The organism is Acidipropionibacterium thoenii DSM 20276 (assembly GCF_000423445.1).
Taxonomy (GTDB): Bacteria; Actinomycetota; Actinomycetes; order Propionibacteriales; family Propionibacteriaceae; genus Acidipropionibacterium; species Acidipropionibacterium thoenii.
Window position 1 is genome coordinate 343688 of record NZ_KE384018.1, and the last position, 14521, is coordinate 358208.

Annotated in this window: 13 protein-coding genes and 1 riboswitch; of the genes, 11 read left to right on the forward strand and 2 right to left on the reverse strand. The window is 70.3% G+C overall.

What is annotated here, in order from left to right; all coding sequences use genetic code 11:
- Positions 1 to 85 precede the first annotated feature (85 nt).
- The 10 genes from G554_RS15980 to G554_RS0111070 all read left to right on the forward strand — a co-directional run bounded on the left by G554_RS15980 (position 86) and on the right by G554_RS0111070 (position 9927).
- Complete coding sequence (locus G554_RS15980; protein ID WP_051232942.1) at positions 86 to 1435, forward strand: cell division protein PerM; 1350 nt, start codon at positions 86 to 88, stop codon at positions 1433 to 1435.
- A gap of 73 nt (positions 1436 to 1508) precedes the next feature.
- A riboswitch (FMN riboswitch) is annotated at positions 1509 to 1645 on the forward strand.
- Between the two features lie 145 nt (positions 1646 to 1790).
- Positions 1791 to 2918 carry a bifunctional diaminohydroxyphosphoribosylaminopyrimidine deaminase/5-amino-6-(5-phosphoribosylamino)uracil reductase RibD gene (gene ribD, locus G554_RS15985; RefSeq protein ID WP_051232944.1) on the forward strand — a complete coding sequence of 376 codons (1128 nt, stop codon included), beginning with the start codon at positions 1791 to 1793 and terminating at the stop codon, positions 2916 to 2918.
- Between the two features lie 2 nt (positions 2919 to 2920).
- Positions 2921 to 3547 (forward strand): riboflavin synthase, encoded by a 627-nt coding sequence (locus G554_RS15990; RefSeq protein ID WP_051232946.1) that lies wholly within the window; start codon positions 2921 to 2923, stop codon positions 3545 to 3547.
- A complete protein-coding gene (gene ribB / locus G554_RS15995) occupies positions 3544 to 4857 on the forward strand; it encodes a 3,4-dihydroxy-2-butanone-4-phosphate synthase (protein WP_051232948.1) in 1314 nt (437 codons plus the stop codon). The genes G554_RS15990 and ribB overlap by 4 nt, the downstream gene beginning before the upstream one ends.
- Positions 4854 to 5345: a 6,7-dimethyl-8-ribityllumazine synthase gene (ribH, locus tag G554_RS0111045; RefSeq protein ID WP_027587935.1), complete on the forward strand. Its 492-nt coding sequence runs from the start codon at positions 4854 to 4856 to the stop codon at positions 5343 to 5345. The genes ribB and ribH overlap by 4 nt, the downstream gene beginning before the upstream one ends.
- Positions 5346 to 5454: 109 nt before the next feature.
- Positions 5455 to 6087 (forward strand): phosphoribosylglycinamide formyltransferase, encoded by a 633-nt coding sequence (gene purN, locus G554_RS0111050; protein WP_027587936.1) that lies wholly within the window; start codon positions 5455 to 5457, stop codon positions 6085 to 6087.
- Positions 6080 to 7630 (forward strand): bifunctional phosphoribosylaminoimidazolecarboxamide formyltransferase/IMP cyclohydrolase, encoded by a 1551-nt coding sequence (gene purH, locus G554_RS0111055; protein WP_027587937.1) that lies wholly within the window; start codon positions 6080 to 6082, stop codon positions 7628 to 7630. Before purN ends, purH begins: the two co-directional genes overlap by 8 nt.
- Before the next feature lie 12 nt (positions 7631 to 7642).
- Positions 7643 to 8617 carry a hypothetical protein gene (locus G554_RS17750; protein WP_154654264.1) on the forward strand — a complete coding sequence of 325 codons (975 nt, stop codon included), beginning with the start codon at positions 7643 to 7645 and terminating at the stop codon, positions 8615 to 8617.
- Between the two features lie 123 nt (positions 8618 to 8740).
- Entirely contained in the window at positions 8741 to 9631 is an 891-nt protein-coding gene (locus G554_RS16000; RefSeq protein ID WP_051232950.1) for a bifunctional methylenetetrahydrofolate dehydrogenase/methenyltetrahydrofolate cyclohydrolase, read from the forward strand.
- Positions 9628 to 9927 carry a DUF3017 domain-containing protein gene (locus tag G554_RS0111070; protein WP_051232951.1) on the forward strand — a complete coding sequence of 100 codons (300 nt, stop codon included), beginning with the start codon at positions 9628 to 9630 and terminating at the stop codon, positions 9925 to 9927. Before G554_RS16000 ends, G554_RS0111070 begins: the two co-directional genes overlap by 4 nt.
- A gap of 75 nt (positions 9928 to 10002) precedes the next feature.
- Here the strand turns inward: G554_RS0111070 and G554_RS0111075 are convergent, their stop codons facing one another.
- The gene (locus tag G554_RS0111075; RefSeq protein WP_027587940.1) at positions 10003 to 10986 is read right to left on the reverse strand and encodes a malate dehydrogenase; all 984 of its coding nucleotides are present in this window, start codon (positions 10984 to 10986) and stop codon (positions 10003 to 10005) included.
- A gap of 101 nt (positions 10987 to 11087) precedes the next feature.
- Positions 11088 to 12014 (reverse strand): formyltetrahydrofolate deformylase, encoded by a 927-nt coding sequence (locus tag G554_RS0111080; protein WP_084648489.1) that lies wholly within the window; start codon positions 12012 to 12014, stop codon positions 11088 to 11090.
- Between the two features lie 201 nt (positions 12015 to 12215).
- On the opposite strand from G554_RS0111080, the gene G554_RS16005 reads away from it, so the two are divergent.
- Complete coding sequence (locus G554_RS16005) at positions 12216 to 14459, forward strand: NADP-dependent isocitrate dehydrogenase (protein WP_036925392.1); 2244 nt, start codon at positions 12216 to 12218, stop codon at positions 14457 to 14459.
- Positions 14460 to 14521 lie beyond the last annotated feature (62 nt).

Here is a 14521-nt window from a genome sequence, read left to right on the forward strand (position 1 = left end):
AGTTTACAGCCCCCGCCGCAGCGGTGATGGCGACTCGATCGGCCATCTGGGATGGTAGAGGCCGGGCCGATGGAAGGGGTCAGCTGTGCCGAGAGCACGTCATCCGCGCCGTGGCAGCCGTTCGAGAGCCGCCACAGATCGACTCGACCTCGCCGTCGAGTCCTCGGCCCGCAACCGCCGTCACGACCCGGGCCCGCGGTGGCCCTGGCCGGTCGTCACCGTGCTGAGTTGCCTGCTGGGGGTGCTGGGGGTCTGGGTGCTGCTCACCGGGCTGGTCATCCCCGAGTGGCTGGCGCTGTCGGAAGGCGACTTCGGGGACCTGGTCGGGGGCTCGGCGCAACTGTGGTTGCTGGCTCAGGGGGTTCCGCTCGGCGCGCTGGGACTGAAGGTGGGACTGGTGCCGCTCGGTCTGACCCTGCTGCTCCTGCTGGTGGGGGAGCGGACCTGCCACTACTCGGCCCGGGTGATGGGGGCCGCCAGACGTGCCTCGGGCGGATCCGCCGACCTGGTCGACGCCGTCCGGCTGGCTGCCCTGCACGCCTCGACCCAGCTGGCCGCCGTGGTGCTGGTCGCCGGTGCCGTGCCCGGTCACCAGCCCTGGGGGCGAGTGCTGATCGGGGGACTCACGATGGGTCTGGCGACCGGGTTGGCCGGTGCGCTGCGGGGTGCACGGCCTGCGGTCGCCGAGCTGATCCCGGACTGGGCCCGCGATCTGCTGGCCGGTGCCTCGGCCGGCTGCGCGGTGGCCCTGGTCGGAGGCATCGCTGCCCTGATCGCCGGTCTGATCGCCCACGGCGCCCGAGTGGTGGAACTCCACGAGTCCTTGGGGGCCGGGGCATGGGGGGGTGTGGTGCTGATCCTGCTGCAGCTGGGCTGGCTGCCCAATCTGATGATCTGGTGGACCTCGTGGACCCTGGGGCCGGGTTTCGCCGTCGGGTCCGCCACCTCGGTGAGCCCCTTCGGAGTCCATCTCGGAATGGTGCCGTCCATCCCGATCCTCGGCGCGCTACCGGCCAATGGCGCCCCCAGTGACTGGGTGAGGCTCTGGCTGCTGGTCCCGATCGCGGCGGGGGCGGTGGCAGGAATGCTGGTCGCCAGGCGGCGTCGCGCGGATCCGGCCCTCCCGCTACTGGCGCTCACGACCGCATCGGGGGTGCTGGCCGGCCTGGTGCTGGGGTTGCTCGGAGCGCTGTCGGCAGGGGGGATCGGCCAGGCCAGGATGGCCCGGATGGGCGCCCCGACGCCGGCGATGCTCGGCATGGCGGTGGCCCTGCTCGGCGGCGGTGCACTGCTGGCCGGGGCAGTGCGGCTGCTGGTGACCCGGCTGCCTGCGGCCACCTCCTCGACGGTTCGGCAGGCTCCGGACGAGACCGAGGAGCAGACCCGCAGGATTGCCCGTCAGCCGGATCACCCCACCAGCGAGCAGCACGGTTGATGCCGGCGCCCGCACTGCCCACCCAGGGCCCCGATGGGAGAGCTCCGGGAATGAGGATGCATACTGGGGAGGCACACGTGCTCCGGGGTCGGTGAGAGTCCGAACCGGCGGTGACAGTCCGCGAACCATCGGTCAGGGTGACCTGGCGATGGCCGAACCGGTGAAAATCCGGTACCGACGGTGAAAGTCCGGATGGGAGGCAGCACGTGGGACCTGCGCGGTGCGCGCGGGCCGGTGGCGTGGTACCAGCCGTCGGTCCCTGCCATCGTGTGACGTCGTCGTCGGCCGTGGGCCGATGGTGGCGCGGGTCCCTGGCGACCCCGGCGTTCGTGAGGACGCGAATGAAGGGTTGCCGATGATCGAACATCCTGTGGCCGACGAGGGCCACCAGTGGGATGAGGCCATGCGTCGAGCCGTCGAGCTGGCCACCAACAGTCCGGTTCCCGACCCCAATCCCCGGGTCGGATGCCTCCTGATCGGCCCTGCCGGCCAGGTTCTGGGACGGGGCTGGCACCATGGCGCAGGCACCGCCCATGCCGAGGTCGAGGCGCTGCGTGACGCCGCCCGCGCCGGACTCCCGTCCTCGCAGGGAACCGCGCAGCTGCCGGCCGGCTCCACCGCCGTGGTCAGCCTGGAACCCTGCAACCACACCGGGCGCACCGGGCCCTGCGCCCAGGCCCTGCTGGCCGCCGGGGTGGATCGGGTGGTGATCGGCCAGTCGGACCCCAACCCGCTGGCAGCCGGCGGGGCCCAGACGCTGGCAGCAGCCGGCGTCGAGGTCATCACCGGGGTGCTGACCGGTGAGGCGATGGCTCTCAACCCGGACTGGACGTTCGCGATCACCCATGGCCGCCCGAAGGTGGTCTGGAAGTACGCCGCCACCCTGGACGGCCGGTCAGCGGCCGCCGACGGTACCAGCCAGTGGATCACCTCGGCCCCCGCGCGGGCGCGGGTGCATGCCGGACGGGCGATCTGCGGAGCGGTGATGGTGGGTACCGGGACGGCCCTGGCCGACGACCCACGGCTCACGGTCCGCGACGACCGGGGGGTCGAGGCGGGCCACCAGCCACTGCGGGTCGTGGTCGGCGAACGCCCGCTGCCTGCCGGTAGTCGGTTGCGCGACGACTCCGCCGCCACCCTGCAGATCTTCAGCCATCAACCCGACCAGGTGCTGGCCGAGCTGCACCGGCGGGGCATCCACCGGGTCTGGCTGGAGGGCGGCGCCAGGCTGGCCGGGGCCTTCTGGAGGGCCGGACTGGTCGATGAGGTGATCGGCTACATCGGCCCGCGGCTGCTGGGGGCCGGGCCGGGCACCCTGGCCGACGCCGGGGTCGCCACCATCGCCGACGCCCATCAACTCACCATCGACTCGGTCTCGATGGTCGGCCCGGATGTGGAGATCCGGGCCCACCCGGCGAGGACCGGGGAGACCAGCAACCAGGAACCGGCCACCGTCCTCGGTGGCCGCCGCGACAGGAGATGACGATGTTCACAGGGATAGTCGAAGAACTCGGCGAGCTCGCCGATATCCAGCACGGCGCCGATTCGGCGACGATGACCATCCGGGGGCCGCTGGTGACCTCCGATGCCAGCCTGGGCTCCTCGATCGCCGTGGACGGTGTCTGCCTCACCGTCACCGAGATCGACGGGGACCGGTTCAGCGTCGACGTGATGGCCGAGACGCTGGCCCGCAGCGGTCTGGGACGGCTCCACCCCGGCGACGCCGTCAACCTGGAGAGGGCCGTGCCGGCCGGTGGCCGGATGAGCGGTCACATCGTCCAGGGACATGTCGACGGCATCGGGCAGATCCTCCGGCGCACTCCGGGGGACCACTGGGAGACGGTGCGGATCTCGGTCCCCCAGCGGCTGGAGAGGTACATCGTCGAGAAGGGCTCCATCGCGGTTGACGGCACCTCGCTGACGGTGGCCGCCACCGGACCGGGGTTCTTCGAGATCGGCCTCATCCCGACCACCATGAGGTCCACGGTGCTGGGCTCCCTGCCGGTCGGTGCCGAGGTCAACCTGGAGGCCGACGTCATCGCCAAGTACCTCGAGTCCCTCACCCGGGCCACCCTCACCCAACCCACCCAGACCCAGGGAGCACACCGATGACTCGATTCGCCACCATTGAGCAGGCCCTGGAGGAGCTGCGTGCCGGACGCCCGGTCCTCGTCCTGGACGACGAGAACCGCGAGAACGAGGGGGATGCCATCCTGGCGGCCTCGCTGGCCGGCCCGCAGTGGGTGGGCTGGATGGTCCGCCACACCTCGGGGTACCTGTGCGCCCCGATGACCGAGGACCGCGCCGACCGGCTCGGACTGCCGCTGATGTGGCCGGCCAACCAGGACCCGATGCGCACCCGGTACACCGTCGCCGTCGACGCCGCCGAGGGCACCACCACCGGGATCGGTGCCGCCGAGCGGGCGCACACCTGCCAGGTGCTGGCCGACCCGGACTCGGGCCCGGACTCGCTGGTGCGCCCCGGCCACATCCTGCCGCTGCGGGCCCGGGCCGGCGGCGTCCTGGAACGGCGCGGTCACACCGAGGCCGCAGTCGATCTCACCCGGCTGGCCGGGCTCCCACCGGTCGGGGTGATCGGTGAGATCGTCGACGACCGGGGGCGCTGTCTGCGCACCCCCGATGTGCTGGCGCTCGGCGAGCAGGAGGGGCTGTGCGTCATCACCATCGACTCGCTGGCCCGGTGGCGCCGCGAGCACGACGACCCGACGACTGCCGGCCCGGTCGACCGGGTGAGCCCGGGAGCCGCTGCCAGCCTGCCCACCCGGCACGGCGTCTTCACCGTCACCGGCTACACCGACCACCGCACCGGTGCCGAGCACCTGCTGATGGTGCCCGAGCGCGGACTGGAGGCCGATGACGGCGGTCCGGCGCTGGTGAGGGTGCACTCGGAATGCCTGACCGGTGACGCACTGGGATCGCTGAGATGCGACTGCGGGGAGCAACTGCACCAGGCGATGGAGACCGTGCGGCGTCACGGCGGTGCGATCATCCTGCTGCGCGGCCACGAGGGCCGCGGGGTGGGGCTGTTCAACAAGATCGCCGCCTACCACGCCCAGGACGCCGGGCTGGACACCGTCGACGCCCAGACCAGCCTGGGGCTGCCGGTCGATGCCCGGGAGTACGGCGCAGCGGTGGCCATCCTGTCGGGGATCGGACTGTCCCGGGTGCGCCTGATGACCAACAACCCGGCCAAGATCTCGGCCCTGCGGCAGGCCGGGATCGAGGTCACCCCCTTCCCGCTGGAGGCCCCGGTGCATCCCGAGGACCTGCACTACCTGCAGACCAAGAGGGACCGGATGGGCCACACCCTCCATCTGGGCCCCGACGCCACCGAGCAGAGCACACCGAACCAGCAGGACGACCAGAACCAGGACGAACAGAACAGGGAGCAGATCGCATGAGCGCACGCAAGGGCACCGCAGGACAGGCCATTCCCGATCTCGGACCCCTCGACGGCACCGGCCTGAGCGCCGCCGTGGTGGCCTCCAGCTGGCACCAGGTGGTGATGGACGGGCTGATCGCCGGAGCCCTGAGGGGACTGGCCGAGGCCGGCATCACCGAACCGGAGCTGGTCCGGGTGCCCGGCTCCTTCGAACTGCCGGTGGCCTGTTCCAGGCTGGCCCAGGACTTCGACCTGCTGGTCGGCCTGGGAGTGGTCATCCAGGGGGAGACGCCGCATTTCGACTATGTCTGCACGGCGGCCACCGAGGGGATCACCCAGGTGGCGGTCCGCACCGGCACCCCGATCGGTTTCGGGCTGCTCACCTGCGACGACGAGGCCCAGGCGCTGGACCGCTGCGGCATCGAGGGGTCCAAGGAGGACAAGGGGTACCAGGCGGCCGAGGCGGCGGTGGCCACCGTGCTGGCGCTGAGATCGGTGGGGCACTGAGGCGGGCTCCTCAAGGCGATCCGGAGCCGGTCCGTTGACAGCGCACCGGCTCCGGCGGGGGCGTCTCACCGCTGAGGTCGGCCACCCCCCGGATGGATACAGTGGGGCCGTGGCCCTTCGCGTGGTGGTGCTCGTCTCAGGATCAGGGACCCTGTTGCAGGCTCTCATCGATGCCTGCCGGGCAGACCAGCTGGACGCCCGGATCGTCGCCGTCGGCTCCGACCGAGCGGCTGCCGCCGCACTCGACAGAGCCATCGAGGCCGGAATACCCACCTTCGTCGAGGCACTGGACCCCGGCGCCGACCGAGCCGAGTGGGACCGGCGTCTCAGCGGCGATGTCGAAGAACTCGCCGCCGACCTGGTGGTGTGCGCCGGATTCATGAAACTGCTCGGCCCGGCCTTCCTGGCCCGCTTCGGGGGCCGGGTCATCAACTCCCATCCGGCCCTGCTGCCCGCCTTCCCCGGCATCCACGGGGTGCGCGACGCGCTGGCCTACGGGGTCAGGATCACCGGCGCCACCGTCTTCCAGGTCGACGCCGGAATCGATACCGGGCGGATCCTCGCCCAGCGGGCCGTGGAGGTGCTGGAGGCCGACACCGTGGAGACCCTGCACGAGAGGATCAAGGTGCAGGAGCGCCAGATGCTCGTCGAGGTGCTGGCCGATCTGGCAGCAGCCCCCTCCCCGCCCGGATCTCCCACCACACTCTCATCACCCACTACTGAAGGGATACCCAGTGACTGATCGCCAACCCATCCGCCGCGCCCTCGTCTCCGTCTATGACAAGACCGGCCTGGAGGATCTGGCCGCCGCTCTCGACCAGGCCGGTGTCGCCGTCGTCTCCACCGGGTCCACCGCCAAGGTGCTGGCCGCGACCGGCCTGCAGGTCACCGAGGTGAGCGAGCTCACTGGCTTCCCGGAGTGCCTGGACGGCCGGGTCAAGACCCTGCACCCCAAGGTGCACGCCGGAATCCTGGCCGACCGCCGCCTCAAGTCCCACCGCGACCAGCTCGCCGAGCTCGGCGTCGAACCCTTCGACCTGGTGGTGTGCAACCTGTACCCCTTCTCCGAGACGGTGGCCAGCGGCGCCGGTTTCGACGACTGCATCGAGAAGATCGACATCGGCGGGCCCTCGATGGTCCGCGCCGCCGCCAAGAACCATGCCAGCGTCGCGGTGCTCACCTCCCCGGCCCAGTACCAGGGTCTGGCCCGGGCGCTGGCCGACGGCGGCTACACCGAGGCCGAACGGCGGGTGCTGGCGGCCAGGGCCTTCGCCCACACCGCCGCCTACGATGTGGCGGTGGCGGGCTGGTTCGCCACCCAGGAGGGGGTCGGGGTCGACGGCGTCCCGACCTTCGTGGGAACCACCGGAGAACTCAAGGAGAAGCTGCGCTACGGCGAGAACTCCCACCAGGCCGCGGCGATCTACCTCACCCCCCAGGGGCCGGGGCTGGCCGGCGCCCAGCAGCTGCACGGCAAGGCGATGAGCTACAACAACTACGTCGACACCAACTCGGCGCGCCGGGCCGCCTTCGACTTCGATGATCCCTGCGTGGCCATCATCAAGCACTCCAATCCCTGCGGTATCGCGACCGGCGCCGACATCGCCGAGGCCCACCGCAAGGCCCACGCCTGCGACCCGCTGAGCGCCTTCGGCGGGGTGATCGCCACCAACCGTCCGGTCAGCCTCGAGATGGCCGAGCAGGTCAAGGACATCTTCACCGAGGTGGTGGTCGCTCCCGGCTATGACGACGGTGCGGTCGAGATCCTGTCGCGCAAGAAGAACATCCGACTGCTGGTGGCTCCGGCCCCCGACCTGTCGGGTCACGAGCTGCGTGAGGTCGACGGCGGCCTGCTGATGATGGAGCGCGACCTCTTCCAGGCCCCCGGTGATGATCCGGCGAACTGGACCCTGGCGGCCGGCGAGCCGGTCTCCGGGGATGATCTCACCGATCTGCTGTTCGCCTGGCGGGCCTGCCGTTCGGTGAAGTCCAATGCGATTCTGCTGGCCCATGACGGTGCCTCGGTGGGTGTCGGGATGGGCCAGGTCAATCGGGTCGACTCCTGCAAGCTGGCCGTCGAGCGGGCCGGTGAGAGGGCTGCCGGGTCGGTGGCCGCCTCCGATGCCTTCTTCCCCTTCGGGGACGGGCCCCAGGTGCTCATCGACGGTGGTGTCAAGGCCATCGTCGAGCCGGGCGGGTCGATCCGTGACCAGGAGACCATCGACGCCTGCACAGCAGCCGGAGTTGCGCTGTACCTCACCGGGACCAGGCACTTCTTCCACTGAGGCGGGTCCCTCGTGGGGTTGATCCCGGACGACGCCACCGTGGTGGCGCTGGGCCGCCAGGCACTCGGCCTGGCGGCCCAGCGCGCTCGTGAACAGGGTCGGCGGACCGTGCTGGTGCCGCAGTTCAGCTGCCAGACGATGGTGACCCCCTGGCAGTTGGAGGGGCTGGCGGTCCATCGGGTGCCGGTTGCCGAGGACCTGCTGATGGATCCCGGGATGCTGGCTGCGCAGCTGGCGACCCTCAGGTCGGCCGGTGAGAGTCCGGTGGTGCTGCACTGCGAGACCTTCGGGATCCATCCCGGCGCGGATCTGGACGCCGTTCTCACAGCTGCTGGCCGCCGCGGCGGCCAGGTGGTGGTCGACCGCACCCACTCCTTCCTGCAGGCTCACCGCCGCCCCGGCGCCGACCGGGTCGAGCCCCAGCGGGGCTGGACGGAGGTGGTGAGCATCCGCAAGCTGATGCCGCTGGGCGAGCTGGCTTGGATCACCGGGACCGGCGACCTCGAGCTCGCGGCCCGCACCCCGGCCGATGACCGGCTGACCGCCGCCCGGATGCGGTTCCTGGCGCAGCCTGGAGTGGAGGCCTTCGAGGCGGCAGAGGATCTGGCCGACGACTCCTGGACGCCGGTGCCACCGCACCCTCGCACTCTGGAGCAGTCGCGGGAGGTCGATCCGGCAGCACTGGCCGAGCGGATCATGGAGACTCGCCGTGCGGTGCTGGCCGCACTGGCCGAGCTGGCTGCGCGGAGGTGCGGCGACGGCCGCATCGACGTCCTCAACCCCGACGCCGTCTGCCCCCTGGTGCTGCGCTGGCCAGGGGCCGGTCGGGCCGCCCTGGCCCTGCACCGGCTCGGCCTGGAGGAACCGATCCACTGGGACGAACCAACACATCTGGGTGCGGCGGGCTGGCCGCAGGACCTGCTGTGCCTGCCGGCGGTGCTGAGCGCTCGGCAGCTGGCCCGGCTGATCGAGGTGCTGGCCCGCTGAGAGGGGCACCGCCCCGACGGGCCGGCATGGCAGGATGGGACCGGCGTCGGTCGGCGTCCCATCACTGCCGGCTCGATGATGACATGGTGATGCCGAGACAGTGGTTTCAAGGGCAGGAGAGCGATGACAGCGCAGAGGCTCGACGGGAAGGCCACCGCCGCCCAGATCAAGTCCGAGTTGGCCGAGCGGGTCTCGGCGCTGCGGGCCAGGGGTGTGGTCCCCGGTCTGGGCACCGTGCTGGTCGGTGACGATCCGGCCTCCCACCAGTACGTCCGCGGCAAGCACCGCGACTGCGCCCAGGTCGGCATCGAGTCGATCCGCGTCGACCTGCCTGCCGATGTCAGTGCCGAGACCCTGGCGGAGCGGATCCACGGCCTCAATGAGGACCCGGCCTGCACCGGGTACATCGTCCAGCTCCCCCTTCCCCGGCAGATCGACCAGAACTGGGCACTGGGCCTCATCGACCCGCTGAAGGACGCCGACGGCCTGGCACCTGTCTCGCTGGGCTATCTGGTGCTCAACGAACCGGGCCCGCTGCCGTGCACCCCGCGCGGCATCGTCGAGCTGCTCACCCGACACGGCGTCGAGCTGCCCGGCAAGGAGGTCTGCGTGGTGGGCCGCGGCACCACCGTCGGCCGTCCCCTGGGGCTGCTGCTGACCCGCCGCAGCGAGAACTGCACCGTCACCCTGTGTCACACCGGCACCCGGGATCTGGCCCGTCACACCCGCGCCGCCGACATCGTGGTCGGTGCCGCCGGGTCCCCGGGACTCATCGACGCCTCGATGGTCAAGGAGGGTGCGGTGCTGGTCGATGTCGGGGTGTCCCGTTCGCCCGAGGGCAGGATCCTCGGTGACTTCGCCGCCGATGTCTGGGAGAAGGCCGCCTGGGTCTCCCCGAATCCCGGTGGGGTCGGCCCGATGACCCGGGCGATGCTGTTGTCCAATGTGGTGGACAGGGCCGAGCAGATCGCAGCAGCGGGGGAGACCTCCTCCAAGGGTGCTGGGCGCTCGTGACCGTCAGGACCCCCGGCCCAGGCCGTTTCGAGACGGGCTCGTCCTGGGCCCTTCTGGTGAGTCTGACCGGGGTGGTGATCTCGGCGGTGGTCATCGACACCGGTCACTGGCGCAAGGGGGCGATGGTCCTCGCCGCAGCGGTGATGGCGGCCGGGCTGATGAGACTGCTGCTCCCCGAGCGGCTGGCCGGCCAGCTCGTGGTGCGGGCCAAGTGGGTGGACTGCCTGATCCTGATCGGATCGGCGGTGGCCATCGCGGCTCTGGTGATGGTGGTCAAGCACTCCCAGCCGGTCTGATCCGCGGTTGCGGACGCACATCGGGGGCCGTCCGAAGACGACCCCCGATGTGCGTGTGCTTGCGACTCGGTTGGCTCAGATCAGCCCGAGCTCGGTGACGGCCTTGCGCTCGTCCTCCAGCTCGGCGACCGAGGCGTCGATCTTGGCGCGCGAGAAGGAGTCGATGTCCAAGCCCTGGACGATCTCGACCTTGCCATCGGTGACGGTCACCGGGAAGGAGGAGATGACACCCTCGGGAACCCCGTAGGAGCCGTCGGAGGGAACCGCCATCGAGACCCAGTCGCCCTTGGCGGTGGTGCCCAGCCAGTCGTGCATGCACTCGACGGTGGCGTTGGCGGCAGAGGCGGCGGAGGAGGATCCACGGGCGGCGATGATCGCGGCACCGCGCTTGGCGACGGTGGGGATGAAGTCGCTCTCGACCCAGGCCTCGTCCACCAGATCGGCAGCGCTCCTGCCGGCCACCTCGGCGTGGAAGACGTCGGGGTACTGGGTGGAGGAGTGGTTGCCCCAGATCGTCATGTGGGTGACATCGGCGACGCTGGCGCCGACCTTGCGGGCCAGCTGCGTCTTGGCGCGGTTGTGGTCCAGACGGGTCAGGGCGGCGAAGTGGTCGTTGGGGATGTCGGTGGCGTTGGTGGCCGCGATCAGCGCATTGGTGTTGGCCGGGTTGCCGGTCACCAGGACCTTGACATCGTCGGCGGCGACCTCGTTGAGGGCTTTGCCCTGAGCGGTGAAGATCGCACCGTTCTTGCTCAGCAGGTCGGAGCGCTCCATGCCGGCCTTGCGGGGCATGGCGCCGACCAGGAAGGCGGCGTTGACGCCGTCGAAGACCTTCTTCGGGTCATCGCCGATCTCAACATTGACCAGGTTCGGGAAGGCGCAGTCGTCAAGCTCCATGACGACACCCTCCAGCGCCTTGAGCGCCGGGGTGATCTCGAGCAGGCGCAGCTCGATGGGGGTGGAGCCCAGCAGCGATCCGCTGGCGATGCGGAACAGCAGGCTGTAACAGATCTGACCGGCAGCGCCGGTGACGGCGATCTTGACGGGAGCAGTGCTCATGGAAAGTCTCCTCAGAAGTCTTCTACGACAAGTCTTGGTGATCACTCTAGTGACGCCCTGGCAGCTGCGAGCAGGCACCCCTGGAGTCTGGACCGGGAGGGCTACCTGAAGATCACTGTCCGCCGGCCGTCCAGGAAGGCCCGGTGCTCGCAGTACAGCCGCACCGCCTCGGCCAGGGTGGTCGACTCGGTGTCCTGGCCGATCGCGGTGAGCTGGGAGACGGTCTGCGAGTGGTCGACCCGCTGGACGTTCTGCTCGATGATCGGCCCCTCGTCCAGATCGCTGGTGACGAAGTGGGCAGTGGCGCCGATCAGCTTGACGCCGCGTTCGTGGGCCTGCCGGTAGGGATTGGCCCCCTTGAACCCGGGCAGGAAGGAGTGGTGGATGTTGATGCAGCGTCCCGACAGCTCCTCGCACAGCCTCGGGGAGAGGATCTGCATGTAGCGGGCCAGCACCACCAGCTCCACCTGCTCAGCGGCGACGGTGTCGAGGACGGCCTGTTCGAAGTCGCCCTTGGAACCGGCCCCGGGCAGAGCGGCCCGCGGGTTGCCGGCGTCCTTGGTGTCGGCCTGTCCGAGGATGGGACGGTGCTCGAAGTCCACCCCGTGGAAGGCCGCCAGATCGGCCAGATCCGGGTGGTTGGCCATCACCTTGACGATCTCGAGGGGAAGCCTGCCGGCGTCCTTGTTGAACAGCAGGTGGGCCAGGCAGTGCGGCGCCTTGGAGGCCAGTACCAGGGTGCGTACCGGTCGGCCGAGCCGATCCACATTCACGGTGGCCCCGAAGGCCGGGGCGATGCCGCGCAGGGCGGCCGTCAGATCGGCCGCCGAGGTCATGTCGCGGACCTGCAGGCGCATGAAGAACCGGCCGGTGTCGATGCTGGAGAACTGCTGGAGCTCGGTGAGATTGCCCCCGGCGCTGACGCAGGCTCCGGTGACCGCGTGCACGATCCCGGCACGGTCCGGGCACTGCCAGGTGACCACGAGCTCGTCGTCGCTGCGGCGGATGGGGGGAAGGGGGTTCGTCACGGGCCACACAGTAGTGCCTGCACCCGCACCTGTCCCCGCAGCAGGGATGGCGGAATGGCACGGTCGGGCCCTCGATCCCGGGTAGCCTGTGAGCCGGAGAGGGTCACCGGCCCGCCAGCACAGCTCGGGCCCCACAGCGGACATCTCCCCGCGACGCCCCCTCGCGAGTTCCCCTTCCGCCGACCGCAAGGAGCACCATCCATGGCCACCATCGTCTGGACCAAGATCGACGAGGCGCCGGCGTTGGCGTCCTACTCGCTGCTGCCGATCATCGAGGGATTCCTGCAGGACTCGGGCATCGAGGTGTCCACCAGCGACATCTCGCTGGCCTCCCGGATCCTGGCCCGGTTCCCGGAGCGGCTGACCGAGGGGCAGCAGGTGGCCGACCACCTGGCCGAGCTCGGTGAACTCACCGGTGACCCGGCGGCCTGCATCATCAAGCTGCCGAACATCTCGGCCTCGGTGCCCCAGCTCAAAGCGGCCATCGCAGAGCTGCAGTCCCAGGGGTTCGACATCCCCGACTACCCGGAGCGCCCCGATGACGAGGACTCCCGTCGGATCGCCGCCCGTTACGCCACCGTGCTGGGCTCGGCGGTCAACCCGGTGCTGCGCCAGGGGAACTCGGACCGTCGCGCGCCGGCCGCGGTGAAGGCCTACGCCAAGGCCCACCCGCACAGGATGGGAGCGTGGACACCCGACATCACGGCCCGGGTGGCCCACATGGCCGATGGTGACTTCTACGGCCACGAGGAGTCGTTCGTCTCCACCGGGGAGACGCTGACCATCGTCCACACCGCCGACGACGGCACTCGGACGGTCCTCAACGACGGTCTCAAGGTGCTGGACGGGGAGATCGTCGACGCCACCTACATGTCGGCGGCAGCCCTCGACGAGTTCTACGCCGAGACCCTGGAGACCGCCAGGGCGGAGAACCTGCTGTGGTCGGTCCACCTCAAGGCCACCATGATGAAGGTCTCCGACCCGGTGCTCTTCGGCCACGCCGTCAAGACCTTCCTGGCCGCGGTCTTCGACCGCTTCGCCGCCGACCTGGCAGATGCCGGCGTCGACCCCGATCTGGGACTGGCCGATCTGCTGGCCAAGGTGGACACCCTGCCGGCCGATCGCGCCGCGGCGATCCACGCCGCCATCGACGAGGCCTTCGCCGCCCGGCCCGCCCTGGCCATGGTGGACTCCGACAAGGGGATCACCAACCTGCACGCCGGGAACCTCATCATCATCGACAACTCGATGCCCACCGTGATCCGCGACTCCGGATGCATGTGGAACGCCGAGGGGCAGCGCCAGCAGACCCTGGCCGTGATTCCCGACCGCAGCTACGCCACCATCTACGCGGCCATCATGGACGACTGCCGTCACAACGGGGCGCTGGACCCGGCGACGATGGGCGACGTCCCCAATGTCGGGTTGATGGCCCAGAAGGCCGAGGAGTACGGCTCCCACCAGACCACCTACATCATCCCCACCGCGGGCACCGTGGAGGTGCGCAGCGGGGAGCAGGTGAAGGTGAGCCAGCGGGTCGGCGCCGGTGACATCTGGCGGATGAGCCGGGTTCGCGACATCCCGGTGCGCGACTGGGTGAGGCTTGCCGTCGAGCGGGCCCGGATCAGCGGGGCGCCGGCGGTGTTCTGGCTGGACGGGGATCGCGCCCACGACCGGCAGGTGATCGAGAAGGTCAAGGCCTACCTGCCCGATCACGACACCACGGGTCTGGAGATCCGCATCCTGGCCCCTGCCGATGCCATGCGCTACACCCTGGAGCGGGTCAGGCGCGGCGAGGACACCATCTCGGTGACCGGCAATGTGCTGCGCGACTACCTCACCGACCTGTTCCCGATCATGGAGATCGGCACCAGCGCCAAGATGCTGTCGATCGTGCCGCTGCTGGCCGGTGGCGGGCTGTTCGAGACCGGGGCCGGCGGTTCGGCACCCAAGCATGTCGCCCAGTTCCTCGCCGAGGACCATCTGCGCTGGGACTCGCTGGGGGAGTACTGCGCCCTGCAGGCCTGCCTGGACCACATCGCACGCACCACCGAGGACACCCGGGCCGCGGTGCTGGCCAGCACCCTGGACACCGCGATCGGGGCCTACCTGGACAATGACCGCGGCCCGGCCCGCGAGGTCGGTCGGATCGACAACCGGGGTTCCCAGTTCTACCTGGCTCTCTACTGGGCCCAGGCGCTCGCCGGTCAGTTCGATGACTCGATGCTGGCCAACCGTTTCGCCCGCACCGCCGAGGCGTTGGACGACAAGACCGATGCGATCCTGGCGGAGCTGGCGGCGGTCCAGGGGTCACCGGTGGATCTGGGCGGCTACTACCGGCCCGATGAGGCCAGCACCGAGGCCGCGATGCGGCCCAGCCCGACCTTCAACGCGGTCGTCGACCGGGTCCTGCGGCGTACTCTCAGCGGCGACCAGATCGGCTGAGGGGGCACCTTGGCGGGCACCGGTGCGGTGGGGTCCAGCGGATGGCATCTAAGGTGAGTGGC